Source organism: Methylophilus sp. Q8, from assembly GCF_000800115.1.
Lineage (GTDB): Bacteria > Pseudomonadota > Gammaproteobacteria > Burkholderiales > Methylophilaceae > Methylophilus.
Map to the genome: position 1 here is coordinate 2,180,700 of NZ_JUHE01000001.1, position 26,324 is coordinate 2,207,023.

Sequence of the window (26,324 nt, forward strand, 5' to 3'; positions counted from 1 at the left end):
GGCTGGTGTGAGTGATTTTACAGAGGCTTGCACAGAATGTCACAACAGAAGTGCTGGAGCAAACAAAAAGGGCGTACAGTGATGTGCCACTGTACGCCCGTTGCGGCCGAGATTACGTGCGCTTAAGCGTGATAAGACGCCAAACGCTGCAACACCGCAATCATGCGGTCAACTTCTTCATAGGTGTTATAAAACGCCAATGAAGGACGCACCGTGGTTTCGACACCAAAGCGGCGCAAGATAGGTTGTGCGCAATGATGACCAGAACGCACCGCAATGCCTTCTTCATTCAGCGCTGCACCGACTTCTTCACTCTGGTAGCCTTTGAGTGCAAATGACAGCACGCTGGCTTTGTGTTTGGCGGTACCAATCAAACGCAGGTTGGGGATCTGGCTCATGGCTGCGGTCGCGTATTCAAGCAAAGCATGCTCGTAGGCAGCGATGTTCTCAATGCCCAGGCGTTCCACATATTTCAGTGCAGCACCTAAACCCACGGCATCCGCGATGTTGCCGGTGCCTGCTTCAAACTTGGCTGGCGCCGGGTGATACACCGTTTTTTCAAAGGTGACATCCTGAATCATATTACCGCCACCTTGCCAGGCCGGCATGTCTTGCAACACGTCTGCTTTACCATACAGCGCACCAATACCGGTCGGCCCGAAAATCTTGTGTCCGGAGAACACAAAAAAGTCAGCATCCAGCGTTTGTACATCCGTACGCAGGTGCGAGACGGATTGTGCGCCGTCCAGTAATACCTTGGCGCCAACCCGGTGTGCCATGGCAATCATTTCCTGCGCCGGCGTCACGGTACCTAGGGCATTCGACACTTGCGTGAACGACACCAGTTTGGTTTTTGCCGTCAGCAATTTCTGGTATTCCTCCAGCAATATCTGACCACTATCATCGACCGGAATCACCTTGATCACCGCGCCTGTTTCCTGGCATAACTGCTGCCAAGGCACGATATTGGCGTGATGCTCAAGGTTGGAGACCACAATCTCGTCACCAGCGCCCAGGTGCTTCTTGCCCCAGGTTTTGGCCACCAGGTTAATCGCTTCGGTGGTGCCACGCACAAAAATTACGTTATTCACCGACGGTGCATTGATAAAGCGGCGCACGGTTTCACGAGCATCTTCATAAGCATCCGTCGCACGTGCCGCCAGTTCATGCGCAGCGCGGTGAATATTGGAGTTTTCGTGCTGATAGAAATAGCTGATGCGGTCTATGACTACCTGTGGTTTGTGCGTGGTTGCGGCGTTATCAAACCAGACTAACTGACGGCCGTTGACGCGCTCGTTCAGAATCGGGAAATCGCGGCGCACGGCATGCACATCAAAGGCTGGATGCGCAGAGGCGGGCAGGCTACCGATGACGGCTGGCTCAGCTTGCAAAAAATAGAATGATTGCGCGCTGCCCGCAGATGGTTTGTTGGCCGGTTGCGTGGATGCTGCTGATGACGGAGACTGGCCCGCACCTGTGCCCAACCAGCGATCAAGCTCCTGCTGATAGGGAATCTCAATGCCCAGCCCGGCAAATGCGGCCGGTGCCAGGTAAGCGGCCTCAGGCTGCAACACATTCAGGTGTGCCGGATGGTTATGCAGCGGATCACTGGCCAATGTTTCCACGCCAGGCGCGTAAGTGAGTTGCTGCGCCTGTGTTTCCAGCGTAACAGGCTGCACTTGCGACTGGACGTAGCTAGGTGACGATACGCCCAAAGAGCTGCCCCCTGCATTGCCCAGTTTCGTGGTCAATGAGTCGGTGGCTGGCACAGACGGTTGTGGTGTATGTCCAGCGGCCAAGGATTGCGCAAAGTCTGCTGCAGCAAACGGGGCCGTGGCCGGAAAACCCTCGGCGTAAAGATCATTCACCAGTTGCGTCAGGGTGGCGGTATCCAGCACCCCCGTGTTTTCCAGTTCGCGACCCACGCCCAGCGCAGCCGTCATCTTCGGATGCTCACCCGGCAGTGAGGCTAATATCGCCTCCGGCTCAAAGCTCGCTAAATCGATAGAATTACTTGTAGTCATAGTAATGGTCAACTCCGACATCTTCCAGTACGGCAATCGCATCTTCGGTCAGCACTGCCAGTGAGCAATACAGGGAGACCAGGTAGGACGCAATCGCTTTATGGTTGATACCCATGAAGCGCACAGACAACCCCATGGTTTGTTGACCTGGCAGGTTCGGTTGATACAAACCAATCACGCCTTGTTTGCTTTCGCCTACGCGCAGCAACAGGATTTTGGATTTGCCATTGGCGATAGGCAGTTTGTCGCTAGGAATCAGCGGTACACCGCGCCAGGTCAGGAATTGTGAGCCAAACAGGGACACGGTTGGTGGTGGCACGCCGCGACGGGTGCACTCACGGCCAAAGGCAGCAATCGCTTTCGGGTGCGCCAGGAAGAAGGCAGGCTCTTTCCAGACTTTGGTCAACAATTCGTCCAGATCGTCCGGGGTAGGGAAGCCATTACGGGTTTTCACCGTTTGTGACTTGGCCACGTTGTTCAGCAGGCCGTATTCCTTGTTATTGATCAGTTCGCTTTCCTGGCGCTCTTTCACCACTTCAATGGTCAGGCGCAATTGCTCTTTGATCTGGTTGTGCGGGCTGCTGTAAAGGTCAGACACGCGGGTATGTACGTCTACCACGGTGTTGACGGCATTCAACACATATTCACGGCCCCATTCTTCGTAGTCGACAAAAGTCGCTGGCAATTCTTTTTCGTCTTTGTTAGAGCAATCGACCGTAATGGCGTTAGGATCTTTGGCCTTGTTGACGCGGTAAATACCAGCTTCTACCGGTACCCAATTGAGCAAATGCACCAGCCAGCGTGGGCTGATGGTGCTGAGCATAGGCACCGATTTGGTGGCATTGGCAAGCGTTCGTGCGGCGACATCGCCTAAGGCGCTTTGGGTTGGTTGTTCAGACATACGATTATTCTCCTTATTAAACTAATTAATTAGCGGCTAAAAACTGAGTGGTTAAAAATCAAGCAGCCACCGGAATCGGTTTGGCATCCGAATGTGCTTGTGTGACATGACTATTGGCGGGCACGCTGCGGGTGACCCAGACATTGCCGCCAATAATGGAATGTTTGCCGATTGTGATGCGGCCCAGAATCGTGGCGCCGGCATACACCACCACGTAGTCCTCAAGAATCGGGTGACGTTCAAACTTTTTGACCAGATGGCCATTGGCATCTTTGGGAAAGTTTTTGGCACCCAATGTCACGGCCTGATACAGGCGGACATGACTACCAATAATGGCGGTTTCACCAATCACGACGCCCGTGCCATGGTCGATAAAAAAGTGATCGCCAATTTGCGCACCAGGATGGATATCAATCCCCGTCTGTGAATGGGCAATTTCGGTCATTAAACGCGCAATAATGGTCAGCCCCAGGCCATGCAGTACATGAGCAATGCGGTAATGAATCAAGGCCAGGATGCCGGGGTAGCTGACCAGGATTTCATCCACACTGTCTGCTGCCGGGTCGCCCTGGTAGGCGGCCTCCAGATCTGTATCCAGTTGCAAACGGATATGAGGTAATTGCTCTGAAAACTGGGCGGTGAAATTATGTGCTTGCGTGCGAAACTGGTTGATCGGTTCACTGGGCGACTTGAAGGCCAGTTCCAGGCGAATCTGATGCTGTAACTCTCGCAGTGCTTTATCCAGCGTTGTCCCGACGTAGAAATTAATGGCATTGGCCTGAATGTCAGGATCGCCCAGCCGATTGGGGAATAGGGCTGCTGCCAGCCATTCTACGCATTGACCCAAGGCCTTGCGAGAAGGGAGTTTCGGTGGTTGTGATAAGCGCTGGCGTTGTTGTAACGCGCTTTCTCGTATGTTGGCCAGTTCTTGCACGATGTGCTCAATCGCGATTTCTTGCATCGTCAATTTGTCCTGTCAGTATCCGTTTTAGCTGCTAAAAACGCAAAAAGCCAGCTGCACGAATAGTGCAAACTGGCTTCTAGTGGTCTAGTCAGCTTTAATATTCGCCCACTATAAAATAAATGGCTGTAATTGAACAGGGTCGAAGTCAAATAATTATTGATTATTTGCTTATTCCATTTGGTTATTTAGTGGGCGGGCTTGCAAAAGGTGCTGCAACATTGATTTAAGCAACCCTTTTGCCCCTATAAAATTACTCTACTGCATCAGCATTTGCAATGCAGTAGAGGCCACTTATCTGCCTTTTTATATATATTTTTATATTATAAATATATTATTTTTTATTCTTTTTAAAAATATGAGATTGTCGGTATAGTTCAGGCCAGTTTCAAAATAATAAGGGAGTTATGTATGCCGTTTGTGTTGCGCAGTGCCTTACTGGCCGTGTTGTTTAGCAGTGTGTCACTGCAAGCCGCCGAGTTGTTGAATGCGTCTTATGATGTGACCAGGGAGTTTTATAAGGATTTCAATCCGGCGTTTGTGCAGTACTGGAAAGAGAAAACTGGCGAAACGGTGACCATCAACCAGTCACACGGCGGCTCAACCAAACAGGCGCGCTCCGTGGTCGACGGCTTGCCGGCAGATGTGATTACCATGAACCGCAGTGCTGACATTGATATCCTGGCACAAAAAGGCAAACTGATCCCGGCCAACTGGCAAACACGTTTACCCAATAACAGCGTGCCTAGTGCGTCACCAACGGTATTTCTGGTGCGTAAAGGCAATCCTAAACAGGTCAAAGACTGGGATGACCTGGTGCGCCCAGGCGTGACTTCGGTGATTCCTAACCCTAAGACGTCCGGTAACGGTAAATATAGTTATCTGGCGGCCTGGGGCTATATCACGCAAAAAGGCGGCGATGCAGTGAAAGCGCGCCAGTTTGTGACAGAGTTGTTCAAGCATGTGCCCGTACTGGATACCGGCGGCCGTGGTGCGACCACCACTTTTGCCCAGCGTGAAATCGGCGATGTGCTGGTGACGTTTGAAAATGAAGTCTACCTGTTGCAAAAAGAACTGGGTGAGGACAAATATGAAGTGGTGTATCCGTCTGTGACCGTATTGGCCGAGAATCCGGTGTCATTGGTGGATAAAGTGGTCGATAAAAAAGGTACACGCAAGGTAGCACAGGCTTATCTCGAGTTCCATTTCTCACCGCAAGGGCAAGCGCTGGCCGCCAAGCATTATCTGCGTCCGCAAGTAAGCGAAGTGGCGCAACCGGCATTCAAGAAGTTACATACGTTCACCGTCAAGCAGGTGTTTGGTAGTTGGAACGAGGCTGAAAATACGCATTTTAGCGATGGCGGTATTTTCGACCAGATTTACCAGAAGTAAGCAGATTTTTCAGAAGTACAAAGTAGTCTCGCAGGAAGGAGTCACGATGACGCAACGTCAATCAAATCAGGAACCAGAACATGTCGTACAGTTACGCGCCGAGTTAAAGCAGGCGCTGTCGCTGGATCTGGAAGAGTTGGGGCTGTTAGAAGCCAGTTCGGGTGAGTATGAGAGTACCTTTATCGGGGTGCATCTCAAAACGGCTTTTCAGCCTATTTATGATGCCAAACAAGGCGATATCTACGGCTACGAAGCCTTGATCCGCCCATCTTTGTTTGGCACGCTGGGCAGTACGCCTGAGTTTGCATTCACCTACGCCGAGCAATCCGGCAAGCTGGTGCAGTTTGACCGCGTCTGCCGCTCGCAGCACGTGTTGAACTATCGTGCGATTCATCAGGAAAATGGTTTGCTGTTTTTGAACGTGCACCCCAAGTTGCTGCTTGAAGTCAGCGCACACGGCAAGGTGTTTGAGCAGATCCTGCATAAATACTCAGTGCCTACGCATCGTGTCGTGCTCGAGATTAACGAGTCCCTGATTGAGCAGGACAAGCACCTGATTTCTGCCATCGAGAACTACCGTGCGCTGGGCTATCAGATTGCGTTTGACCATGTGGGCGGCCATCAGAGTAAGTTGTACCGTTTATGGAATGCCCATCATGACTACATCAAGTTTGATGTGTCGGTCATTCATCAGGCAGCACAACAACCAGCGTTAGCCAAAGCCCTCAAAGGCCTGGTGGCGACCGTGCAGGACTTGGGCAGTATCCCGGTGATTCTTGGCATAGAAACACAACAGCAACTGGATATTGCAATTGCTTCTGGCGCGACCGTGCTGCAAGGTAATTTATTGGCGGCGCCGGTAGTGGCCAAGGTCATTAATGACCAATACCAGCACCGTTCACCTAAAGTAGCGTAATCATCCCTTCTTCAATATAACAGGCGCTTATAAATTAATGATTATCTATTCTTTTGAGATTTAAAAGAATCCAGCTACATTAGCGCCTGTTTACACTTGTCACCACACAACCTTGTCACCACACAACATGGCATCACAAAAAAAGAAACATCTACTTCCCGGCTTCGGGCTGTCATTGGGGGTCACGCTGGTTTATTTAAGCCTGATTGTATTGATTCCGCTAGCGGCTGTTTTTCTACGCACCACTGAGCTGAGCTGGCATGAATTTTGGGCTGTAGTGACCACGCCACGGGTAGTCGCTACCTATAAACTGACTTTTGGTGCCTCATTGCTGGCTGCCGTGATTAACCTGGTGTTTGGCTTACTGACCGCCTGGGTGCTGGTGCGTTACCAGTTCTTTGGCAAAAAAGTGCTCGATGCCCTGGTCGATTTACCCTTTGCCTTACCCACTGCTGTTGCCGGTATCGCGTTGACTGCGATTTATGCGCCGAATGGCTGGCTAGGCCAGTGGCTGGAACCACATGGTATTAAAGTGGCCTTTACGCCGCTGGGCGTCGTCGTTGCGCTCACCTTCATCGGTCTGCCATTTGTCGTGCGTACGGTGCAGCCTGTGCTGGAGGATTTCAGTGCAGAGGCTGAAGAAGCCGCTGCCAGCCTGGGTGCCAACCGCTGGCAAACCTTTTACAAAATTATCCTGCCAGCTATCTGGCCTGCCTTGCTCACCGGTTTTTCGCTGGCATTCGCCCGCGCTGTGGGTGAGTACGGTTCGGTGATTTTTATTGCAGGCAATATGCCTATGATCTCCGAGATTACGCCACTGATGATTATTACCAAACTGGAACAATACGATTACGCCGGGGCGACTGCGATTGCGGTAGTAATGCTGGTGATTTCTTTCGTTTTGCTGCTGCTGATCAATCTATTGCAGTGGTGGAGCAATCATCGCCATGGCAATAAATAATTGGCTGCGCGGGCAAATCACGGCGATCGCTCAATATTTAATTGAATAGAAAGTTTATGCATAACACACAATTTCAACAATATCAGGGCAAGGTGGCTTTTAAACGCGCGACCTCTGAGCCTGCCTGGGTACGCTGGGGCCTGATCGGGCTGGCCCTTGCATTTTTGGGGCTGTTTTTGCTGATTCCGCTGGCCGCTGTGTTTTCCGAGGCCTTGCGCAAAGGCTGGGGCGTCTATCTGGCGGCGATTACCGAGGCAGATGCCTTGTCAGCCATGAAGCTAACCCTGATTGCTTCCCTGATATCGGTACCGCTTAACCTGGTATTTGGTGTTGCCGCGGCCTGGGCAATTACCAAATTCGATTTTAAAGGCAAAAGCTTCCTGATTACCTTGATTGACTTGCCGTTTGCCGTATCACCGGTGATTGCCGGTTTGATCTTTGTGCTGATTTTTGGCCTGCAAGGCTGGTTTGGCGAGTGGCTAATTGATCATGACCTGAAAGTGGTCTTTGCGGTGCCTGGCATTGTACTGGCGACCATTTTTGTAACATTCCCGTTTGTGGCACGTGAGTTGATTCCGCTGATGCAGGCGCAAGGCAAAGAAGAAGAAGAGGCGGCCTTAGTATTAGGCGCTTCCGGCTGGAAAATGCTGTGGCACGTGACCTTGCCTAATGTGAAGTGGGGCCTGATTTACGGTGTGATTCTGACCAATGCGCGGGCGATGGGTGAGTTTGGTGCCGTGTCTGTGGTGTCTGGGCATATCCGTGGCCTGACCAACACCATGCCGCTGCATGTCGAGATTTTGTACAACGAATATAACTATGCCGCTGCGTTTGCTGTTGCTTCATTGCTGACGCTACTGGCGCTGGTGACCCTGGTTTTAAAAACATATGTCGAATGGCAGGCTTCGCGGGATGCCGCCAATATTGAAAAGGAAGTGACGGCTTAAAATGAGCATTACCATTCAACACATTAACAAAGGCTTTGGCCAGTTTAGCGCGCTGCGTGACATTAACCTGCAAGTACCGTCTGGCGAGCTGGTTGCATTGCTAGGCCCTTCCGGTTGCGGTAAAACCACCTTGTTGCGCATTATTGCTGGCCTGGAGTCCCCTGATAGCGGCCAAGTGCTGTTTGATGGCGTGGATACCACACATCGTGATGTGCGTGAGCGCCAGGTAGGGTTTGTATTCCAGCACTATGCACTGTTCCGCCATATGACGGTGTTCGAAAACGTGGCTTTTGGCCTGCGTGTGCGTCCAAAAGAGACCCGCCCGTCAGATGCTGAAATCAAGAAACGTGTGCATGATTTGCTCAAGTTAGTACAACTCGACTGGCTGGCAGATCGCTATCCACCGCAATTATCCGGTGGCCAGCGTCAGCGTATCGCCCTTGCGCGCGCCCTGGCGGTGGAACCTAAAGTCTTGTTGCTGGACGAGCCGTTTGGCGCGCTGGATGCCAAAGTGCGTAAAGACCTGCGCCGCTGGTTGCGTCGCCTGCACGACGAGTTGCATGTCACCAGTGTGTTTGTGACGCACGATCAGGAAGAAGCGCTGGAAGTGGCGGATACCATTGTGGTCATGAATCACGGCCAGGTAGAGCAGGTAGGTTCACCGCAAGGTGTTTACGACCAGCCAGCCACGCCTTTTGTGTATGAGTTTTTGGGCAATGTGAATGCGTTCGAAACACCACAAGGCAAAGGCTTTGTTCGCCCGTATGAAATTGCCGTGAGCCGCGTCGCAGAAGCCAACAGCATCCCTGGTGCCTTAACCTATGTGCATTCTGTCGGTTCTCTGGTGCGTCTCGAAATCAAGCGTACAGACAATGAGCAATATGTGGATGTTGAGCTTGGACGCGAACAGTTTAACCAGTTGAATTTCCAGCAGGGTGAAACGGTGTATCTGAAGCCGACACAACTGCGCGTGTTTTAAATAGTGTTCATTGCTAAATAAATGATGCAGGCGAGCAACGTGCTCGCCTGTTTTTTTATCTACTCTAGTCTATTCTTATTCAGATTTAAATGATAATGATTGACTTTTTGTTATTAAATATTAAATTAAATCAATGTTTAATGACATAAATAGAATAACGTTATCATGTCTTGTCACTCCATGATACTTGCTAACATTATGTTAGCCATGGTGGTGCATATGAGAAATCAATGGTAAAGCGATGACGTACGACGAACACACCCCTGATACTGGTAATCTTCCAGAATATGCTCAAATGCTGGTCACTGAAGAATGGCAGGCTATTATCACGGGCACTCCGCCTGCGGTGATTAAGCAAGTCTATGACTTGATCAGCGACAATATGCAGGAGTTACTCACCGGTTACCGGCATTATCTGAGCACCGACCCGATATTGAGCAAGGTGCTTAATACGGATGAGATGCGCGCCAAATGGACGGCCGTGTTTGAAGAGTGGGTGTATCAGCTGTTTAGCATGCAGTTTTCAGATGTAGATCACTTCGTGCAGGAGCAGCATGCGCTAGGCATGAAATTGTCGCGCGTTGGCTACCCGGCGCATTCGGTGTCGAAAAGCTTGCGCATGATCAATGCCTGTATTTTGCGGCATATCCTCATGCAAGCGTGGACAGACCAGGAAAAAATGCAGTCGGTGATGTATGTGAATCATCTGATCGGCCTGTCGTACGAGATTCGCAACCATGGCTATATGCAGTCGATTTCTGATCAAACACGGCTTGATGAGTCCTATCGGCTGGCGGTAATAGGCAGTAATATCGCCATGGAAAGAGAGCGTCAACGCGCATTTCTCACCGAATGGGAGCGCAATATCCTGGCCTGGTTTTATAGCCCCTCCGATATCGGTTTGCCACGACTGGCCAAGTCTGAATTTGGCATGTGGTTTTTGCATAAAGCCAGCCTGATGTTTGAACGCACCCCCAAGTTACAAAATATTGCCGAATGTATCGCTAAAATTGATCAGCAGATTTTGCCAAACCTTGAAACCACGCAGTATGATGACCGCGCGGCGATTGGCAGCCAGTTTCAGTTGATTCAGCAGGACCTGGTCAAAATCAAATTTGTCATTAATGAGATTTTTGATTCGCATATTGAGCTGGATAACGCGCGTGACAGCCTGACTCGCTTATTGAACCGACGGTTTATCCATACAGTGTTATCGCGCGAAATTGCCTTGCAAAAACGTGCAGGCGCCATCGGTTTTGCCATCCTGATTCTGGATCTGGATCACTTCAAAACCGTGAATGATAGCTATGGCCATGCTGCCGGGGACATTGCTTTGCAGAAGGTGGCGACCTTAATGACCGAGTCTGTGCGGCCGTCAGACTTTGTCTTTCGGTATGGCGGTGAAGAAATGCTATTGATTCTGGTTGAAGCTGATGCGAACACGGCCATGCATGTGGCAGAGAATATCCGCAGTAAGGTCGCACAAACACGTATCCAGGCGCCGGGCGGCGACAGTATTGCGCTGACCGTCAGTATCGGCGGCGCGTTGGCCAAGGGCAAAATTGACTATGAGTCTGTGATCGCCGAGGCAGATAAAGCGCTGTACCAGGCCAAGCATGCAGGCCGCAACCGGGTGATGATGAGTGCGTGATTATTTTTCACGCACGATGTTGCCTGAAATCACATAGCGTTGTTTGCCATCAATAATGGTTGAATATACCTTCATGGTGTTCAGGTTGATGACCTGGGTGACATTGATGCCTGTTTTTTCTACCCAGGTTGCAAAGTAAACCTTGTCGGCCACGGTAAAACGTTCAGGTGTTTCTACACCGTGCGCGCCTTTTTCATCGCCCTTGATACATAGCCACGACATGGATTTGGCTTCCTTGACCGTGACCCGGTAAATACTGCCGCCGTCATATTGGTAAAGAAACTGGCCGAGGTAGGCTTCGGCAGCATGTGCTGTGGTGACCAAGCTTGAGAGCAGTATCGTGGTGATCAGTAATGGCAGCGATTTCATAGATGGTTTCCTGAAGGGGCAGTAAATAGGGCGTTTAAAATCATGATTCAAGACGGCGTAACCAGGGCCATCTTTGCTGGTAGGAGTTGGCTTTGCTTTCGTAAAGGTCACGATGTGGCGTCAGCGGATTGATGGACAGAATGCCTTGATAGAGCGGCTCAAAGCCATGCGGTGCATATACCGCATCAGGATTGATGCCAACACAAGTCGATGGAATCAGGAAGCGGTCTATGCCTTGCTGGCTGTTGTGTAACTGGGTGTAGGGATAGCCAAAGTGGCTTTCATACCACAAGTGTACCCTGGCCTGGTTGCACACCTCCACCGTGATATTGAGGTCATGGAAGAGGGCGTTGGCTTCTTCCTGGCGTGCCTGTTCAGCTTCTGTAGAGACATCTGTGACGTCAAAGTAGAAAATATCGTAATCCTTGATGTCAGCTTCCGGTGATTTGGCAGATAAACGGTTCCAGACTGTTTGGAACAGGCATCCTGCCACCAGCCAGCTATCCGGCAGTGATAAGTGATGCCAGCGTGCCAGTATTTTGGCGTTATTGGGATTGGTGAGAATATCTGCGACGAAAGTATGTTGCATGGCGTAGCACTTTAGCGATGATTGCAGACTGACACAAGCCGCCTGCAATCATCAAGGTGATGCTGGATGATTTAGACCTGGGCCAGCGCCTGCTCCAGGTCAGCAATCAGGTCGTCAATATGCTCAATGCCTACCGACAGCCTTACCATGTCTTCACTCACTCCCGCGCGGGCGAGTTCTTCAGCATTCAGTTGACGGTGGGTGGTGGTTGCCGGGTGGCAGGCCAGGCTTTTGGCATCGCCGATATTCACCAGGCGGGTGAATAGTTGCAGTGCATCAATAAAACGCGTGCCGCCTTGTAGCCCATCTTGCACGCCAAAAGACAATATTCCCGAAGCTTGCCCCTTCAGGTATTTTTGCACCAGGGCATGGTCGGGATGGTCTGTCAGCCCGGCATATTTAACCCATTTGACCTTGGGGTGTTGCTGCAAGTAATTGGCCACCGCCAAGGCATTGCTACTATGCCGCTCAATACGCAGCGCCAGTGTTTCCAGCCCTTGCAGGATCAGGAAGCTGTTGAATGGGCTGATGGCGGCCCCGGTGTTACGCAGTGGCACTACGCGCGCACGGGCGATGTAGGCAGCAGGGCCGAGTGCTTCTACATAGTTAACGCCGTGGTAACTTGGGTCCGGTGTATTGAGGCTAGGAAATCTGTCCGCATGTTCAGCCCACGGAAATTTGCCGCTATCGACGATGATGCCGCCTATCGAGTTGCCATGACCACCGATGTATTTGGTGAGCGAATGTACGACAATATCGACACCATGCGCGAATGGTTTTGCCAGGATAGGCGTAGCAACGGTATTGTCCACAATCACCGGCACGCCATGTTTATGCGCAGCAGCGCTAATGGCAGCCAGGTCTACCACATTGCCCAATGGATTACCTATGGTTTCGGCAAACACCAGTTTGGTGCGGCTGTCTATGAGCTTTTCCAGCGAGGCCGGGTCGCGATAATCAAAAAACCTGACTTCTATGCCTTGCTTGGGCAAGGTGTGGGCAAATAAATTATAAGTGCCACCATAGAGCGTAGAGACTGAGACAATATTGTCGCCAGCCTCGGCAATGGTTTGAATGGCATAAGTGATTGCAGCCATGCCTGAGGCCAGTGCCAATGCGCCTATGCCGCCTTCGAGTTGTGCCAGGCGTTCTTCCAATACGGCGGTGGTCGGGTTCATGATGCGCGTGTAAATATTGCCCTGTACCTTGAGGTCAAACAGGTCTGCGCCATGCTGTGTGTTGTCAAAGGCGTAAGAGGTCGTTTGATACACGGGCACCGCCACCGCCTTGGTGGTCGGGTCGGGGCTATAGCCGCCATGGATGGATATGGTCTCTTGCTGCATCGCCTGTCTCTCCTTGTGGTTTTATTGTGACGAACAAGGAGTATAGCCCCGCCATGAGGGCTGGTTTATAACATTTGCTTTGCGGCTTATAACCAGTATTTATGAGGCTGGCAGCTGCTTATCCCAGGTCTGGGATCATATGGCCCAGTTTGCTGGACTTGGTTTGCAGGTACTTGAGATTTTCTGCGGTCGGTGTGGTCAGCAGCGGCACTTGTTGATGAATACTGATCCCCAACGATTGCAAGGCGGAGCGCTTTTCCTGGTTATTAGAAAGCAAACGGATGCGATTGATTTCAAAGTAGCCCAGCATGTCAGCAGCGGCTTCATAGGTACGTGCGTCAATCGGTAAACCCAGTGCCACATTGGCTTCTACCGTATCCATGCCCTGGTCTTGCAAGGCATAGGCACGCATTTTGTTGGTCAGGCCGATGCCGCGCCCTTCATGATTTTTTAAATACAAGATCAAGCCCTGGCCGGTTTCCTGGATCAGGCGTTGTGCGTGATGCAGTTGTTCGCCGCAGTCGCAACGCGTGGAGCCAAACACATCGCCGGTTAAACACTCTGAATGCACTCTTACCAGTGGCTCGCTGGCGCGCTGCAGTTCACCGCAGGCCAAGGCAATATGTTCCACGCCATTGCGGCTATCCGTAAACACATGGATATCAAACGCACCAAACTGGGTAGGTAATCTGGCGGTGGATGTATGAGATAAAAAAAGCATGTGCGTGCGTATTCGGTGTTAAAGGCTCAATCTCATATTGTAGCGGTTGTGCGTTTTTTAAAGTGTCTCTCATCAATTAATCTGTACTTTACATGCGGTCATGCATTTGCATGACTGTCAGATGGACGGAATTCAGCTTGGTTTAAGATGAATGCTGTTAAACTTTGGTCGATTTTAGTGGTTTTCAGGAGTGTTGAGCCTATGTTTTGGATGCAACGCCGTATATGGATGGCGCTTTTCGCGCTAGTGCTTGTATTGCTTGCGCTGGTTTACCTGCCGCGCGCAGATTCGGGTGAAAGCCCCGCCAACGCCGGGCGCTTATCGGCGAAAGGCGACATTTTGAGCCTGGAAAAAATCTCCCAAAAAGCCAAGGGCTATAAACCCGGCGAGATTTTAGAGGTCGAACTGGAGAAAAAGCACGGGCGTTATATTTATGAGGTTGAGATACTGGATGCTGGAAGCCAGGTGTGGGAGCTGAAACTGGATGCCAAGAGTGGACAGTTACTGAAAATGGAACAAGACGACTAATATGCGGTTGCTGCTGGTAGAAGACGATGCTGTGCTTGGCGCACAGACGCAGCAAGCACTCAAGGCTGCGGGTTATGCCTGTGACTGGCTGCAAGAAGGCGGCGAAGCCAGTATACAAGGCGTGCTTGAGCCATATGACCTGGCGATCCTGGATTTAGGCTTGCCTGGCAAGCCTGGCCTGGAGGTGCTGGCCATTTGGCGTGCACAAGCAGACAGTATGCCGGTGATTGTATTAACCGCGCGCAGCAGCTGGCAAGAGAAAGTCGAGGCATTTAACCTCGGAGCCGATGATTATGTGACCAAACCTTTTCATATGGAGGAGTTGCTGGCGCGTATCGGTGCGGTGCATAAGCGCAGCGTGGGCGTGGTGAATAGCGCACTGGTGGTGGCAGATTTAAGCCTGGACGAGCAGACACAGACGGTCTGGCAGGGCGAAACCGCACATGCATTGACGGGTACCGAGTTCAGGTTACTGCGCTACCTGATGTTACATCCCGGTCGGATTTTTTCTAAAACCGAGTTGACCGAGCATGTTTATGCCTATGATGCAGACAAAGACAGCAATGTGATTGAGGTCTATATCAACCGCCTGCGGCAGAAAGTCGGCGCCGACCGTATCCAGACCAAGCGCGGCCAGGGCTATGCATTTACCGGCCTGATGCCAGGAATGGAAGCATGAAATCACTGCGCAGACAGTTGTCGCTGGGCTTGACGCTGAGCCTGGTTGGCCTGCTGACACTGCAATGGGCGGTGGTCACCTTTACCATAGACCATTTAGTCCAGTCGCAAATGACGGCACGTATGCAACAGGAAGCTGAAGGCCTGCTGGCAGGCGTGTCAGTGAATGCGCGCGGTGAGTTGGCGCTGGAGCCACGACTCATCACAAGCAGTTATCAGCGACCTTTTTCAGGCCGCTATTTTATTGTGCTGCTAGATAATGCGCACAAGGAGGCCAGCCACAAGATACAGTCTCGTTCCTGGTGGGATGTCGATATGCCGGTGAGCGCGCTCAAGGTCGGTGATGAACGCGTCACGCATGTTACCGGCCCGGAGTCGCAACCCTTGCTGCTATTAGGGCATGCTTACCGCAAACAGCAACACACCATCACTATTTATATTGCAGAAAGCCTGGTGGAGTTACAGCAAAGCCTGCGCCTGTTTCATTGGCTGTATGGGGTGTTTTCCCTGCTGGGTTTACTGGCATTGTTGGCGTTACAGCGCTGGATTGTCGTCAATACGCTGCAGCCTTTGCAACAGATTAAGGAGAGCCTGGCAAAAGTCGCCAGTGGCGAGTTGCAACAGATCAGTGCCAATGGCCCGGCTGAGGTGATGCCGCTGGTCAACGAGTTTAACCGTATCCTGAAAACAACCAGCCAGAAAACCCGGCGCTCGCGCCTGGCGATAGGTAACCTGGCACATGGGCTCAAAACGCGCCTGGCGCAGCTGCAATTGCTGGCAGGTAATGGATCCGAGGCAGGGGATATGCAGTTGCGGCAGATGATACAACACTGTAGCGAGGACATACACCACGATGTCGAGCGTGAGTTAAAACGCGCGCGGCTGATGGGCGATGCCTACACCAGCCAGCAGACTGACCTGGAACTGGAGTTACCCAAACTGGTGACAACTTTGCAGAAGATTTACAGTGATAAAACCGTGGCATTCGCCTGGCAACATGATGGTCAGGCACGTTTAATGGTTGACCGTGAAGATATGCTGGAATTATTGGGTAATGTGCTGGATAACGCTTTTAAATGGTGTCACGGCCAGGTACAACTGCATATTTCTGTACAAAACAGCATACAGGATACTATTGAGATTGTGGTTGAAGATGACGGTCCCGGCAGCAGTGCGCCGACCTTGGACACTTTGTTACAGCGTGGCATGCGTATGGATGAATCCAAACCAGGCAGTGGCTTGGGCTTGGCAATCGTGCAGGATATCGTGCACCATTACCACGGCCAGATTTCGCTCACGCATTCTGAGCGATTGGGTGGTTTGCGCATCAAGATGACGCTGGCACCTACCTTGGCAGGCTCCAGCGTTTAAGGCTTAAAACCAGTCGCGGTTGATACTGTTGACCTTGCCGCTTTTGGCATCAATAGTGACTTCCCATTCGGCACCATTGCTATCGACGATTTCAACTTCGTAGTCCCAGCCAGCGCGAAATTTCCTGCGTTCCAGCTCTACTTCTTTCACCACGCCGGGTTTGGCTGTCAGCGCTTTGCTTTGAGCCTCCTCATGTGAAATCAGGCCAAACGCTTTGGCTTTTTCAGACATCTTTTGTACGTCATCATCGTCACCGTCTGCCAGTGCAGGCTGGCAGGCCATCGCGCCTAAAAACAAGGCAATCATGAGCAGGCTAAGGGATTTGTTTGAGGCTTTACGCATCGTGTTCTCCTTGTGTGTTGAGTATTCACGATACATGGCGCGGATTAATCCACGCTTAATTTTCATGCATGGCTTAACTCTCGTGCATGCTGGGCAAGTGTAAGTTGGGTTGGTGCGTTTTGAGTTGATTAAATAACCAGCGCGTTTCCAGCAGGTTCCATACCCTGAGCATGGCTTCCATATGATCAAACGGCTTGGTTAAAAAGTCTTTGGCACCCAATGCCAGCGCTTTGCGCCGCGTGGCAATGGTCGCATCCGCGGTCAGTACCAGCACCGGCAAGAAATCATGTGGTCCGACATGGTGAGAGAGCTGGTCGAGCACGGCAAAACCATCCAGCACTGGCATCATTAAATCCAGCAAAATCAGGTCGGGCTGGAAAGCATTCACCAGGTCCATGGTTTTGGTGGAATCCGTGGTGCTGATCACCTGTTCAAAGCCTTCTTTGGTTAGCAGCTCTTCAAGCAGGCGTAGATTGGCTTCAGCGTCGTCAATAATCAGAATTTTGGAGGCGCGTAATTGTTCAATATTCATGGGGTCTCGGGCAGGAGTTTTAGCAGTAACTGGTTAAAGGCCGCGACATTCAACGGCTTGGTAAAGTAATGTGTGATGCCCAGCGCGTTAAGCCGCTGTATGGTGTCCGGCAGGGCATCTGCACTTAACACGACGATGGGAATGGCTTGCAAGTCCTGACGGCTGGACTGGATATGCTGAATCAGTGACTCTCCTGAGCCATCAGGCAAGTTGAGGTCCAGCAATAGCAAGTCCGGCTGCATATCGCGTAGCCAGACCATGCTTTCCTGCAAGCTGGCCGCCAAGTGCAGCTTGAGGTGGCGATGCTTGCTCATAATGGCTTCTATCAAGGCCTGATTGCTGTGGTTATCTTCCACATACAGGATATGGCGCTTGGCATGGCTGGTGGTTGCAGCAGGGCGCGCGTTCAGCGCTGTGTTTGTTTCGGCTTGCGGCAGGGGATTGTGAATTGCCTGCCCGGTTTCCGGCAGGCTGATCCAGAACAGGCTTTGCGCTTCGGCCACACCAATCTGGCCGCCCATGGCATCCATCAGCTGTTTGCTGAGTACCAGTCCCAAACCAGTCCCTTCCGTCACTGTACGTTCTGCGCCCAGGCGATCAAACGGTGTGAATAGCCGCGAGCGCAGGGCGGCGGGAATCCCCTGGCCCTGATCCTGCACATCCACCCGGATTTGGCCTTGCTGCCGATAAGCGGTGAAGCTGACACTGGTATTTTCCGGGCCGTATTTCAAGGCATTGGCTAGCAGGTTTAAAATCACCTGCAGCAGGCGCTGACGGTCAGCGCGCACTTTCAAATCAGGCTCAAAATGCGTTTCTATGGTGATATCGCGTACTTTTTCCAGCGGTTTGAGGTAGTGATAGGCTTCTTCTAGTAGTAAATTCAGGGCGATGACTTCCATAGACATGCTGATATCGCCACTTTCAATACGCGAAATATCCAGTACTTCATTAATCAGCTTCAGCAAGTGTTGGCCGGCATTATGAATCAGCGTGGCGCTGTCTTTTTGCCGACCTTCCGGCAAGTCGTTTTCGAGGATCTGCGCAAAGCCCAAAATCGCGTTTAATGGCGTGCGCAGCTCATGGCTGGTACGAGATAAAAAGTTACTCTTGGCAGCACTGGCTTCTTCCGCTTCTACGCGGGCCAGGTGCGCTTCCTGGGCGCTTTGGGTCAGCAATTGCGAGGCGTGCTCCAGTTCGCTGGTGAGCTCACCCAATTCATCACGGCTGATGCTGGGCAAGGCCAGCGGCTCGCCTTTGACCAGGTGGATGGCGCTGTCGCGTATGGTTTTGACGCGGGCAACAATGGTTTGCGTAAACAGCCAGACGCCAATCAGCGAGCCAACCACGCCCGCAATCACGGCCATCAGCGTGATGCGTAAATTGCGTTTGCGTTCGTAAATGACTTCTTTTTTATCCTGGTTGACGATGGTGGACTCGCGCAAGCTCATGCGATCAAGGTGGGCACGTAATTGATTTAAGGCATTGCCCTGTGAGCTGAATTTACCAATCAGGGCTTCATCGGCTTCGTCTTCGCTATGGCTGGCGAGAATCGCCAGGTCGTCCAGGTTTTTTGCCACCAGCGGGTGAATGACCTGCAATAAATGTTGTTGCGAGCGATCATCCAGGTTGTGCTCAAGCGAGCTCAGCAGGTGCGGCATACTTTGCCTGGCACTTTCATAACCACCCAGAAACTGGCGGTTACCTGTGAGCAGGAAATCGCGCACACCGGTTGAGGCTTCGAGTAACAGGGTTTGCAGGGTTTGAATGTCCTGCTGGATTTGCAGGGCGTTTTGCACGCGTCTTTCCAGCAGGGCAGCCTGCTGTTCGCTTTCAAAAATCAAGGCCAGCGAGCCGAGTAACACCGTGAGCGGCAAAGCATTGAGGACGATGCCTTTGGTGGTCAGCGATAAATCCTGCCACAAGTGATTCAGGCGGCTGGTGAGCTGGGTCATGGTATTAAATAGCGACTGCATCATAAACCGTCACTCTTAAACCCGGCTTCAACCGCTTTGACTGCAGCTTGCGTGCGGTCATTCAGGTCCAGCTTGCTTAAAATCCGTTCAATATGGATTTTGACCGTGCCCGGGGAAATCCCCAGTTTTTGTGCCAGCGCGGCGTTGCTGGGGCCAGAAGGCAGCAAGGCGAATACCTCACGTTCACGCGGCGTAAGTTTTTGCAGATAACTGTCATCAATGACGCTATTGGACTGCGCCTGTCCTTGCAGGGCAAACCCCAGCAAGCCGCATACGCTATGCAACACTTGCAAGCTGGCCGGACTTAAGGGGTTGCCGGTGATAAGGCCGAGTAAACCAACGGCGCGTTGCTGGCAGGCGATCGGCAAGTGATAACAATGTAATGGCGTCTGCTCATTATTGGTTTGCAGCGTCCACAAGCTGGGTACAAATTGGCTATGCACTTCAAAGTGTAGCGGCTCTTTGAGCCATTGCCCCAGTGCGCCTAGCATGGGCACGCGCGCACCGATAGGGAAGGTTTTGCCGCGCTGCGCCAATATCTTTAATGCGCCGGCATGTTGCTGGCTAATCAGGCCATGTGGTGCGCCAAATTGCATGCAAACTTCATCCAGCAACCATTGCATCAGTTCTTCTGACCAGCCACTGTTGAACAGTTTCTGGCCAAGCCGCTCAAACAGTCGGTCATGTGCCATTTGCACTTGTGTTTGTTTCAGCGCGTTGCGTAAGGCAAATGCACTTTCTGTCGGTGGGGGGCTGTCATTCGGCATATGCCGTTTAGTATATACCGAACTACCTATATCGGTAGATTTTTTGATGACAATAGACGGGCAAAATGCAATCCATCGTGAATGCATCAAGATTCACACCAACAGAACAACTTGTCTGAATGACAATTTAAAGGAGATACACCATGCGTACATTCACAACCGTAGCAGCAATGATTCTGGGTTTAAGTCTGGCTTTGCCAGCACAAGCAGTTGAAACCAATGCCGGTGAAACTGTTCACAATACACATCATGTACAGTTTTTGGGCAAACGTGCATACCAGCAACCAGTGGTAGCCAAGGCAGAGGCTGATCAAGCCTGGGTAGGTGCCACACTGAGAGTGGACCAGACAAACCAGCAGCAAGTCTTGAAAATGCACTCCCTGGGCAAGCGCGCTTACTAGTCAGTGTTGCGTAAGGTTGTTGGAACATAATGGCCTTACACCTGCCACAGGTGTATACACAAACAAATTATGTAGGAGCGAAAAATGAGTAAATTATTATTGGCACTCTTGGTGACATTTGGTTTAATGGCTAATGCATTGGCGGAAGAGTCGATTGATCAGGACGCCACGGTTAACCAGATGCATCAGCACAATTTTTTAGGTAAGCGCCCTTATGCCAAAACCCCGGTTGCCAAGCAAAATCCGGATGAAAAATGGGTCGGTGCTGGCATCGTCACCGACAAGCCTGAAAAAGGCTTCGATAAGCACCATCAAATGCGTTTAAACTTTATCGGTAGACGCCCTTTTAATGCAGACACTTCAGCTGATTAAGCATAAGCTGACCACTGCTCTGAACAATAACCCCGCATGATTGCGGGGTTTTGTGTGTCATAACGTCAATTATAAAAATTAACAATATAACAATAATTTTGTTTGTGAAGGATATACACCATGTCAACCTCTGTGCAGGGGTCTAGTCCGCTAGACTTGTTCAAGCACATCAATCGAGACTTACCGGCCTCCATTGTCGTGTTTTTTGTGGCATTGCCACTTTGTTTGGGTATCGCCCTGGCATCTGGTGCGCCACTATTTTCGGGCGTGATTGCCGGGATTATCGGCGGTATCGTCGTTGGCCTGGCCAGCGGCTCGCAGCTCGGTGTGAGTGGCCCCGCCGCTGGCTTGGCCGTGATTGTGATGGCAGCGATTGGCAACTTGGGCTCTTATGAGGTTTTTCTGGCCGCGGTGGTTCTCGCTGGTGTATTCCAGTTTTTGCTTGGGCAGTTTAAGGCAGGCTTTATTGCTTACTTTGTGCCTTCCTCAGTGATTACCGGCATGCTCACAGGCATAGGCTTGTTGATTATCCTGAAGCAGATTCCCCATGCATTTGGTTACGATGCGGACTATGAGGGTGATGAGTCTTTTGACGCGTTTGCCGGCCATGATACGTTCAGCGATATTTTGCAGGCATGGGACCTGTTAACGCCAGGTGCGGTATTGATTGCTGCTGTGTCTTTTGCGATTCTGATCCTGTGGGATACGGTGCTGACCAAGAAACACCGGATTTTCCAATTGCTGCAAGGGCCGATTGTGGTGGTGCTGGTTGGTATCCTGCTCAATGTGGCATTTATGCGCGGCTGGTTGAATTTCACATTAAGTGACGACCAGATCGTACGTTTGCCAGTAGCGAGTAGCTTGGGTGAGTTTGCCAGCTTCTTTACGCATCCTGATTTTAGCCAGGTGACGCAGCCGCTGGTGATTAAAACCGCCTTGGTGATGGCCATTGTCGCCAGTTTGGAAACCCTGCTTTGTGTCGAAGCGACTGACAAACTGGATGTGCATAAACGTGTAACGCCAACCAACAAAGAGCTCAAGGCACAGGGTTTAGGCAATATTGTCTCTGGCCTGATTGGTGGCTTGCCCATTACACAAGTGATTGTGCGTAGCAGTGCCAACGTGACCTTTGGTGCGCAAACCAAGTTATCTGCGATCTTGCATGGCTTCTGGTTATTGCTTAGTGCCATTACGATTGCCAGCTTCCTCAACCTGATTCCTTTGGCCAGCCTGGCCACCATCCTGATTATGGTGGGTTACAAACTGGCAAAACCTAAACTGTTCAAGCAAATGTACCAGCTAGGCTGGGAGCAGTTTATTCCGTTTATTGTGACCATTGTCGCGATCGTATTTACCGATTTGCTGACGGGGATTGGCCTGGGCCTGGTGGTCGCCGTGTTCTTCACCTTGCATCACAGCTACCGCAATTCGCACTACATCAAACAAACGCGCTCTACCAAAGAGGGCAAGGAAGTGTATGAGCTCGTGCTGGCGGAAGAAGTCTCGTTTTTTAACAAGGCAAGTATCCTGGAAGTGTTGGAAGCCATTCCACCGAATAGTAAAGTCGTGATCGATTGTACCAATAGTAAATCGATCGCCTATGATGTCGTGGAATTTATCTATGGCTACCAGCAGCATGCCAAATTGAAAAATATTGATGTAGAAACCATTGATTTCAAACCACCCAAGCATATGTTGGGGCATTAACCAAAAAGCATGGCGTACAAGCCATGCAAAACAATTAATTAGTAGAGGATAGACACTATGTACAAGCACCCATTACTGGACCGCGACAAAATGACCGCGCGTGAAGCACTGGATATCTTGGTTGAAGGTAATCACCGTTTTATTAACGACCGTGAACAGGACAAGGATTTCAAAAGCCTGATCCAAATCACCAAGGATAAACAACATCCGTTTTCGTCTTTTTTGAGCTGCAGTGACTCACGTGCACCAGTGGAGTTGTTATTTGACCAGGCATTGGGCGATGTGTTCAGCGTGCGCCTGGCAGGTAATATTGCTTCAGATAAAGCCATCGGCAGCCTGGAGTTTGGTAGCAAGTACCTGGGCAGCAAACTGATTGTAGTCATGGGCCATTCGTCCTGCGGCGCGGTGAAAGCGGCTTGTGATGATTTTAAAGATGGTCATATCGGCGAGATTATCAACCTGATCAAACCGTCTATCCGTCACGAAAAGACCATTACCGATCCGGCCCAGCGCAATTCAAAAAACAGTGATTTTGTGGAGAAGATTTGCGCCTTGAATGTGAAATATCAGATCGATACCATCATTCGATGCAGTGACATTATTGATGATATGTTGCAAAGCAAGCAGATCGGCATTGTCGGTGCGGTCTATGATATCTCTACCGGTAAAGTGGATTTCCTGGAAGATACTTTTATTGGCTAAGTGCTGACTAGGTGAAACAAAAAAGCCGATGCATGCATCGGCTTTTTATTTGGCTTGAAGGTGATTAATGATGGCCTTCTTTGGCCAGGTTAATGCTGTATTTGGGAATCTCTACCGTGACATCGGTTTCCTGCAAAATGGCCTGGCACGACAAGCGGGACTGCGGAGTCAGGCCCCAGGCGCGATCCAGCATATCGTCTTCATCTTCTTCAATTTCATTCAGGCTGTTAAAGCCCTCACGTACCACCACATGGCAGGTAGTACAGGCACAGACGCCGCCACAGGCATTATCAATATCAATATCGTGCTTTAACAGCGCATCGCAGATTGACGTGCCTTTTTCGGCTTCGATCACGGCGCCTTGCGGGCAGATTTCAGGATGCGGTAATACATTAATTTTTGGCATATTTTAGAGTTCCAGTGAATCCAGGTTTTTGCCTGCAAGGGCTTTTTGTACCGAGGCATCCATGCGCTTGGCGGCAAAGTCTTCTGTGGCATGGTTAAGTGCATCGCTCGCCTGTTTAACCGCATGGCTATCCGTGCCCTGGCATAAGGCCAGCAGGGCGTCGATATGGGTTTGTATCTGTTGGCGTTCGTCTGCACTCAGCAGGGTGTCACCATCTTCAAGCAGTGCAGCTTGAATCGCCTCTATCAGGCGTTGTGCGTCGACGACGGCCTCACGCAACATGCGGGCGGCTTTGTCGCTTTCGGCTGCACCAAATGAATCCTTCAGCATGTTAGTGATCTGGTCTTCGTTCAGGCCATAAGAGGGTTTCACCGTGATATTGGCTTCCACGCCATTGGTCTGTTCGCGCGCACTGACAGATAACAGGCCATCGGCATCGACTTGAAAAGTGACGCGAATACGGGCTGCCCCAGCTGCCATCGGCGGAATGCCACGCAGTTCAAACCGTGCCAATGAACGACAGTCACTGACCAGTTCACGCTCGCCTTGCACGACATGAATCGCCATGGCGGTTTGGCCGTCTTTGTAGGTGGTAAAGTCCTGTGCACGTGCAATCGGCAAAGTCGAGTTGCGAGGAATCACTTTTTCTACCAATCCACCCATGGTTTCCAAGCCAAGTGAGAGCGGGGTGATGTCCAGTAACAGTAATTCATCGCCACTGCGGTTACCGGCGAGCACGTTGGCTTGTATGGCTGCGCCAAGGGCGACGACTTTGTCTGGATCGAGATTGGTCAGTGGCTCTTGCTCGAAGAATGCCTGCACCGCATGGCGGATATGCGGCATGCGCGTAGCACCGCCGACCAGTACCACGCCTTTAATCTCGTCTATGCTTAACCCGGCATCGCGCATGGCTTTGCGCGTAGGGCTTAAGGTTTTAATCACCAGATGTTCAGTGAGCGCTACAAATTGGGCCACCGACAAGGTTTCATCGACCAGGGCGCCGTTGCTTAATTTACAGACGATGTTAGCTTCATGATTATCGGTCAGCCATTCTTTGGCCTGGCGCGATTTGGTGAGCAGCAGGCGGGTATCTTCTTCGTTGAGTGGTTTAAAGTCTTTGCTTTTACTGCGTACCTGGTCCAGTACCCAGCAAAAGATGCGGTGGTCAAAGTCGTCACCGCCTAATGCCGAGTCACCATTGGTGGCCAAGACTTCAAACACGCCTTTACTCAGGCGCAAAATTGAAATATCAAATGTGCCGCCGCCCAGGTCATAAATGACATAGACGCCTTCGGCCGCGTTATCCAGGCCGTAAGCCACGGCCGCGGCGGTGGGTTCATTGAGCAGGCGTAACACATGCAAGCCTGCGAGGCGTGCAGCGTCTTTGGTCGCCTGGCGTTGTGCATCATCAAAATAGGCGGGTACGGTGATCACCGCACCGGTCAGTTCGCCGCCCAATGCTTTTTCAGCACGTGCTTTCAGGGTTTTTAATATATCGGCAGAAATCTCGACCGGGCTTTTCAAACCAGCACGCGTTTTGATTTCGAGGATGCCTTGCGAACTATCATTTTCAACAAAATGATAGGGAATATGCGCTCTGTCGGTAATGTCGTGCAAGGCGCGGCCCATAAAGCGTTTGACCGAGATAATGGTATTCACTGGGTCGAGGCTTTGTGCTGCCTGTGCTTCGTGGCCGACAATGACGGCATCCTGCAGGTAACGTACCACAGAAGGCAACAAGGCGTGCCCATGCTCGTCATGCAAGACCGTACTCATGCCGCTGCGTACTGTGGCAACCAGGGAGTTGGTGGTACCCAGGTCAATGCCTACTGCCAATTTGTGCTGATGTGGGGCAGGGGATAATCCAGGTTCTGAAATCTGTAATAAGGCCATGAAACTCTAATCTTCCAACTGAGCGATCAGCTGATTCACATCTTCACTCACTTTATCAATAAACCGCAGCTTGCGGACGGTCAGTGCTGCTTGCGTCGGGGCGGCCACAATCTCGCTGGCCACTTGTTGCTGCAAGGTTTTTGCCTGTATTCGCATCTCTTTCAGTAATGCATCCAGCGCTGGGATATCTTTACCAAGCCTGGCGTCATCCATGGCTTCACGCCACTCCATTTGCGCCATTAAAAAATCACCAGGCATGGCGGTGTTATTTTCTTCATCGGTGGCAATGCCCTGCAGTTGCAGCAAGTAGCGGGCGCGTGACGTTGGCTGTTTGAGTGCCTGGTAAGCTTCATTCACCAGTGTGGCCATTTGCATGGATTGCATGCGGTCGGCGGGCGAAGCATTCACAAATTTATCCGGATGTACTTCCGCTTGTAACTTGCGGTACTGGCCATCCAGTACGGTCAAGTCCAGCTCAAACTGTTGCGGCAGCTGAAAGAGGGCGAAATAGTTTTGCATAGTCTATATTGGCCGCAGCGTCAGGCGAACGCTGCGTGTATTTGCAGCAACAATTAAACGGTAAATGACTCGCCGCAGCCGCACTCGTCTTTGACATTTGGATTGTTGAACTTAAAGCCTTCGTTCAAGCCTTCCTTGGTAAAGTCGAGCTCAGTGCCATCGATATACACCAGGCTTTTCGGGTCGACAATCACCTTGACGCCGTGGCTTTCAAATGACACATCTTCTGCTTGCATTTCGTCCACAAATTCCAGCGTGTAGGCCATGCCTGAACAGCCGGTGGTTTTGACACCCAGGCGTAAGCCAAGGCCCTTGCCACGGTTGGCCAGGAACTTCTCGACACGGTTAGCTGCTGTTTCAGTCAGGGTAATTGCCATAC

At 51.2% G+C, this 26,324-nt stretch carries 28 protein-coding genes; 13 read left to right on the forward strand and 15 right to left on the reverse strand.

The features are described 5' to 3' along the window. Positions 1 to 122: 122 nt before the first annotated feature. Genes GQ52_RS10415 through epsC form a run of 3 tightly spaced genes read right to left on the reverse strand, consistent with a single transcriptional unit; the run spans position 123 to position 3,886 of the window. Entirely contained in the window at positions 123 to 2,024 is a 1,902-nt protein-coding gene (locus tag GQ52_RS10415) for a family 2A encapsulin nanocompartment cargo protein cysteine desulfurase (protein WP_047517482.1), read from the reverse strand. Then, positions 2,011 to 2,925 carry a family 2A encapsulin nanocompartment shell protein gene (locus GQ52_RS10420; RefSeq protein ID WP_024931004.1) on the reverse strand — a complete coding sequence of 305 codons (915 nt, stop codon included), beginning with the start codon at positions 2,923 to 2,925 and terminating at the stop codon, positions 2,011 to 2,013. The genes GQ52_RS10415 and GQ52_RS10420 overlap by 14 nt, the downstream gene beginning before the upstream one ends. A gap of 58 nt (positions 2,926 to 2,983) precedes the next feature. Continuing rightward, positions 2,984 to 3,886 (reverse strand): serine O-acetyltransferase EpsC, encoded by a 903-nt coding sequence (gene epsC, locus GQ52_RS10425; protein WP_047517485.1) that lies wholly within the window; start codon positions 3,884 to 3,886, stop codon positions 2,984 to 2,986. 411 nt (positions 3,887 to 4,297) lie between these two features. On the opposite strand from epsC, the gene GQ52_RS10430 reads away from it, so the two are divergent. The 6 genes from GQ52_RS10430 to GQ52_RS10455 all read left to right on the forward strand — a co-directional run bounded on the left by GQ52_RS10430 (position 4,298) and on the right by GQ52_RS10455 (position 10,732). Further along, positions 4,298 to 5,278 (forward strand): sulfate ABC transporter substrate-binding protein, encoded by a 981-nt coding sequence (locus GQ52_RS10430; RefSeq protein ID WP_019882665.1) that lies wholly within the window; start codon positions 4,298 to 4,300, stop codon positions 5,276 to 5,278. Between the two features lie 46 nt (positions 5,279 to 5,324). Beyond that, positions 5,325 to 6,194, forward strand: coding sequence for an EAL domain-containing protein (locus GQ52_RS10435; protein WP_019882664.1), 870 nt, complete (start codon positions 5,325 to 5,327; stop codon positions 6,192 to 6,194). 127 nt (positions 6,195 to 6,321) lie between these two features. Further along, complete coding sequence (gene cysT, locus GQ52_RS10440) at positions 6,322 to 7,155, forward strand: sulfate ABC transporter permease subunit CysT (protein WP_024931006.1); 834 nt, start codon at positions 6,322 to 6,324, stop codon at positions 7,153 to 7,155. 56 nt (positions 7,156 to 7,211) lie between these two features. Beyond that, positions 7,212 to 8,102: a sulfate ABC transporter permease subunit CysW gene (gene cysW / locus GQ52_RS10445; RefSeq protein ID WP_019882662.1), complete on the forward strand. Its 891-nt coding sequence runs from the start codon at positions 7,212 to 7,214 to the stop codon at positions 8,100 to 8,102. A gap of 1 nt (position 8,103) precedes the next feature. Further along, the gene (locus tag GQ52_RS10450; protein ID WP_019882661.1) at positions 8,104 to 9,081 is read left to right on the forward strand and encodes a sulfate/molybdate ABC transporter ATP-binding protein; all 978 of its coding nucleotides are present in this window, start codon (positions 8,104 to 8,106) and stop codon (positions 9,079 to 9,081) included. Between the two features lie 241 nt (positions 9,082 to 9,322). Further along, positions 9,323 to 10,732 (forward strand): GGDEF domain-containing protein, encoded by a 1,410-nt coding sequence (locus GQ52_RS10455; protein WP_235273175.1) that lies wholly within the window; start codon positions 9,323 to 9,325, stop codon positions 10,730 to 10,732. Here GQ52_RS10455 and GQ52_RS10460 read toward each other — a convergent pair whose 3' ends face one another. The 4 genes from GQ52_RS10460 to ribA form a co-directional block, all read right to left on the reverse strand. After that, positions 10,733 to 11,101 (reverse strand): MoaF C-terminal domain-containing protein, encoded by a 369-nt coding sequence (locus GQ52_RS10460; protein ID WP_047517491.1) that lies wholly within the window; start codon positions 11,099 to 11,101, stop codon positions 10,733 to 10,735. 40 nt (positions 11,102 to 11,141) lie between these two features. Continuing rightward, positions 11,142 to 11,690 carry a nucleotidyltransferase family protein gene (locus tag GQ52_RS10465; protein WP_047517492.1) on the reverse strand — a complete coding sequence of 183 codons (549 nt, stop codon included), beginning with the start codon at positions 11,688 to 11,690 and terminating at the stop codon, positions 11,142 to 11,144. A gap of 71 nt (positions 11,691 to 11,761) precedes the next feature. After that, a complete protein-coding gene (locus GQ52_RS10470; protein WP_047517496.1) occupies positions 11,762 to 13,033 on the reverse strand; it encodes an O-acetylhomoserine aminocarboxypropyltransferase/cysteine synthase family protein in 1,272 nt (423 codons plus the stop codon). Positions 13,034 to 13,151: 118 nt separating this feature from the next. Further along, positions 13,152 to 13,754, reverse strand: coding sequence for a GTP cyclohydrolase II (ribA, locus tag GQ52_RS10475; RefSeq protein ID WP_047517498.1), 603 nt, complete (start codon positions 13,752 to 13,754; stop codon positions 13,152 to 13,154). A gap of 201 nt (positions 13,755 to 13,955) precedes the next feature. Here ribA and GQ52_RS10480 point away from each other — a divergent pair, with 201 nt between their 5' ends. From GQ52_RS10480 to GQ52_RS10490, 3 genes are read left to right on the forward strand one after another with little or no spacing between them, the layout of a single operon-like run. Then, entirely contained in the window at positions 13,956 to 14,282 is a 327-nt protein-coding gene (locus tag GQ52_RS10480) for a PepSY domain-containing protein (RefSeq protein ID WP_047517499.1), read from the forward strand. A gap of 1 nt (position 14,283) precedes the next feature. Next, on the forward strand, positions 14,284 to 14,961 hold the full coding sequence (locus tag GQ52_RS10485; RefSeq protein WP_047517501.1) for a response regulator transcription factor: 678 nt from the start codon (positions 14,284 to 14,286) through the stop codon (positions 14,959 to 14,961). Beyond that, positions 14,958 to 16,331, forward strand: a complete 1,374-nt coding sequence (locus tag GQ52_RS10490; RefSeq protein WP_047517503.1) for an ATP-binding protein — start codon at positions 14,958 to 14,960, stop codon at positions 16,329 to 16,331. Before GQ52_RS10485 ends, GQ52_RS10490 begins: the two co-directional genes overlap by 4 nt. Positions 16,332 to 16,334: 3 nt before the next feature. On the opposite strand, the gene GQ52_RS10495 is transcribed toward GQ52_RS10490, so the two are convergent. The 4 genes from GQ52_RS10495 to GQ52_RS10510 form a co-directional block, all read right to left on the reverse strand. After that, the gene (locus GQ52_RS10495) at positions 16,335 to 16,673 is read right to left on the reverse strand and encodes a PepSY domain-containing protein (RefSeq protein WP_047517506.1); all 339 of its coding nucleotides are present in this window, start codon (positions 16,671 to 16,673) and stop codon (positions 16,335 to 16,337) included. A 73-nt stretch (positions 16,674 to 16,746) separates the two neighbouring features. Beyond that, complete coding sequence (locus GQ52_RS10500) at positions 16,747 to 17,205, reverse strand: response regulator (RefSeq protein WP_024931017.1); 459 nt, start codon at positions 17,203 to 17,205, stop codon at positions 16,747 to 16,749. Then, on the reverse strand, positions 17,202 to 19,181 hold the full coding sequence (locus GQ52_RS10505; protein WP_047517508.1) for an ATP-binding protein: 1,980 nt from the start codon (positions 19,179 to 19,181) through the stop codon (positions 17,202 to 17,204). The genes GQ52_RS10500 and GQ52_RS10505 overlap by 4 nt, the downstream gene beginning before the upstream one ends. Continuing rightward, on the reverse strand, positions 19,178 to 20,032 hold the full coding sequence (locus tag GQ52_RS10510; protein ID WP_235273446.1) for a LuxR C-terminal-related transcriptional regulator: 855 nt from the start codon (positions 20,030 to 20,032) through the stop codon (positions 19,178 to 19,180). Before GQ52_RS10510 ends, GQ52_RS10505 begins: the two co-directional genes overlap by 4 nt. A 56-nt stretch (positions 20,033 to 20,088) precedes the next feature. On the opposite strand from GQ52_RS10510, the gene GQ52_RS10515 reads away from it, so the two are divergent. The 4 genes from GQ52_RS10515 (at position 20,089) to GQ52_RS10530 (ending at position 23,127) form a co-directional block, all read left to right on the forward strand. Further along, the gene (locus GQ52_RS10515) at positions 20,089 to 20,346 is read left to right on the forward strand and encodes a hypothetical protein (RefSeq protein WP_024931020.1); all 258 of its coding nucleotides are present in this window, start codon (positions 20,089 to 20,091) and stop codon (positions 20,344 to 20,346) included. Between the two features lie 84 nt (positions 20,347 to 20,430). Then, positions 20,431 to 20,718: a hypothetical protein gene (locus GQ52_RS10520; protein ID WP_047517513.1), complete on the forward strand. Its 288-nt coding sequence runs from the start codon at positions 20,431 to 20,433 to the stop codon at positions 20,716 to 20,718. A 120-nt stretch (positions 20,719 to 20,838) separates the two neighbouring features. Next, positions 20,839 to 22,425 (forward strand): SulP family inorganic anion transporter, encoded by a 1,587-nt coding sequence (locus tag GQ52_RS10525; RefSeq protein WP_019882642.1) that lies wholly within the window; start codon positions 20,839 to 20,841, stop codon positions 22,423 to 22,425. Positions 22,426 to 22,482: 57 nt separating this feature from the next. Continuing rightward, complete coding sequence (locus tag GQ52_RS10530; protein ID WP_047517516.1) at positions 22,483 to 23,127, forward strand: carbonic anhydrase; 645 nt, start codon at positions 22,483 to 22,485, stop codon at positions 23,125 to 23,127. A gap of 64 nt (positions 23,128 to 23,191) precedes the next feature. Here the strand turns inward: GQ52_RS10530 and fdx are convergent, their stop codons facing one another. From fdx to iscA, 4 genes are read right to left on the reverse strand one after another with little or no spacing between them, the layout of a single operon-like run. Beyond that, positions 23,192 to 23,533, reverse strand: coding sequence for an ISC system 2Fe-2S type ferredoxin (gene fdx / locus GQ52_RS10535; protein WP_019882639.1), 342 nt, complete (start codon positions 23,531 to 23,533; stop codon positions 23,192 to 23,194). A 3-nt stretch (positions 23,534 to 23,536) separates the two neighbouring features. Then, the gene (gene hscA / locus GQ52_RS10540; protein WP_047517518.1) at positions 23,537 to 25,426 is read right to left on the reverse strand and encodes a Fe-S protein assembly chaperone HscA; all 1,890 of its coding nucleotides are present in this window, start codon (positions 25,424 to 25,426) and stop codon (positions 23,537 to 23,539) included. 6 nt (positions 25,427 to 25,432) lie between these two features. Further along, entirely contained in the window at positions 25,433 to 25,945 is a 513-nt protein-coding gene (hscB, locus tag GQ52_RS10545; RefSeq protein ID WP_047517520.1) for a Fe-S protein assembly co-chaperone HscB, read from the reverse strand. Between the two features lie 53 nt (positions 25,946 to 25,998). Continuing rightward, entirely contained in the window at positions 25,999 to 26,322 is a 324-nt protein-coding gene (gene iscA, locus GQ52_RS10550; RefSeq protein WP_019882636.1) for an iron-sulfur cluster assembly protein IscA, read from the reverse strand. Between the last annotated feature and the right edge of the window lie 2 nt (positions 26,323 to 26,324).

Bases quoted from the DNA above. Each gene is read 5' to 3' on its own strand.
- GQ52_RS10420 (WP_024931004.1), bottom strand. From the start codon at position 2,925: ATGTCTGAACAACCAACCCAAAGCGCCTTAGGCGATGTCGCCGCACGA.
- GQ52_RS10470 (WP_047517496.1), bottom strand. From the start codon at position 13,033: ATGCAGCAAGAGACCATATCCATCCATGGCGGCTATAGCCCCGACCCG.
- hscB (WP_047517520.1), bottom strand. From the start codon at position 25,945: ATGCAAAACTATTTCGCCCTCTTTCAGCTGCCGCAACAGTTTGAGCTG.
- GQ52_RS10505 (WP_047517508.1), bottom strand. From the start codon at position 19,181: ATGATGCAGTCGCTATTTAATACCATGACCCAGCTCACCAGCCGCCTG.
- GQ52_RS10465 (WP_047517492.1), bottom strand. From the start codon at position 11,690: ATGCAACATACTTTCGTCGCAGATATTCTCACCAATCCCAATAACGCC.
- GQ52_RS10490 (WP_047517503.1), top strand. From the start codon at position 14,958: ATGAAATCACTGCGCAGACAGTTGTCGCTGGGCTTGACGCTGAGCCTG.
- GQ52_RS10515 (WP_024931020.1), top strand. From the start codon at position 20,089: ATGCGTACATTCACAACCGTAGCAGCAATGATTCTGGGTTTAAGTCTG.
- GQ52_RS10455 (WP_235273175.1), top strand. From the start codon at position 9,323: ATGACGTACGACGAACACACCCCTGATACTGGTAATCTTCCAGAATAT.
- GQ52_RS10530 (WP_047517516.1), top strand. From the start codon at position 22,483: ATGTACAAGCACCCATTACTGGACCGCGACAAAATGACCGCGCGTGAA.
- GQ52_RS10430 (WP_019882665.1), top strand. From the start codon at position 4,298: ATGCCGTTTGTGTTGCGCAGTGCCTTACTGGCCGTGTTGTTTAGCAGT.
- epsC (WP_047517485.1), bottom strand. From the start codon at position 3,886: ATGCAAGAAATCGCGATTGAGCACATCGTGCAAGAACTGGCCAACATA.
- hscA (WP_047517518.1), bottom strand. From the start codon at position 25,426: ATGGCCTTATTACAGATTTCAGAACCTGGATTATCCCCTGCCCCACAT.
- GQ52_RS10500 (WP_024931017.1), bottom strand. From the start codon at position 17,205: ATGAATATTGAACAATTACGCGCCTCCAAAATTCTGATTATTGACGAC.
- GQ52_RS10450 (WP_019882661.1), top strand. From the start codon at position 8,104: ATGAGCATTACCATTCAACACATTAACAAAGGCTTTGGCCAGTTTAGC.
- cysW (WP_019882662.1), top strand. From the start codon at position 7,212: ATGCATAACACACAATTTCAACAATATCAGGGCAAGGTGGCTTTTAAA.
- GQ52_RS10495 (WP_047517506.1), bottom strand. From the start codon at position 16,673: ATGCGTAAAGCCTCAAACAAATCCCTTAGCCTGCTCATGATTGCCTTG.
- fdx (WP_019882639.1), bottom strand. From the start codon at position 23,533: ATGCCAAAAATTAATGTATTACCGCATCCTGAAATCTGCCCGCAAGGC.
- GQ52_RS10525 (WP_019882642.1), top strand. From the start codon at position 20,839: ATGTCAACCTCTGTGCAGGGGTCTAGTCCGCTAGACTTGTTCAAGCAC.
- GQ52_RS10415 (WP_047517482.1), bottom strand. From the start codon at position 2,024: ATGACTACAAGTAATTCTATCGATTTAGCGAGCTTTGAGCCGGAGGCG.
- GQ52_RS10435 (WP_019882664.1), top strand. From the start codon at position 5,325: ATGACGCAACGTCAATCAAATCAGGAACCAGAACATGTCGTACAGTTA.
- GQ52_RS10485 (WP_047517501.1), top strand. From the start codon at position 14,284: ATGCGGTTGCTGCTGGTAGAAGACGATGCTGTGCTTGGCGCACAGACG.
- GQ52_RS10510 (WP_235273446.1), bottom strand. From the start codon at position 20,032: ATGCATTCACGATGGATTGCATTTTGCCCGTCTATTGTCATCAAAAAA.
- iscA (WP_019882636.1), bottom strand. From the start codon at position 26,322: ATGGCAATTACCCTGACTGAAACAGCAGCTAACCGTGTCGAGAAGTTC.
- GQ52_RS10460 (WP_047517491.1), bottom strand. From the start codon at position 11,101: ATGAAATCGCTGCCATTACTGATCACCACGATACTGCTCTCAAGCTTG.
- ribA (WP_047517498.1), bottom strand. From the start codon at position 13,754: ATGCTTTTTTTATCTCATACATCCACCGCCAGATTACCTACCCAGTTT.
- cysT (WP_024931006.1), top strand. From the start codon at position 6,322: ATGGCATCACAAAAAAAGAAACATCTACTTCCCGGCTTCGGGCTGTCA.
- GQ52_RS10480 (WP_047517499.1), top strand. From the start codon at position 13,956: ATGTTTTGGATGCAACGCCGTATATGGATGGCGCTTTTCGCGCTAGTG.
- GQ52_RS10520 (WP_047517513.1), top strand. From the start codon at position 20,431: ATGAGTAAATTATTATTGGCACTCTTGGTGACATTTGGTTTAATGGCT.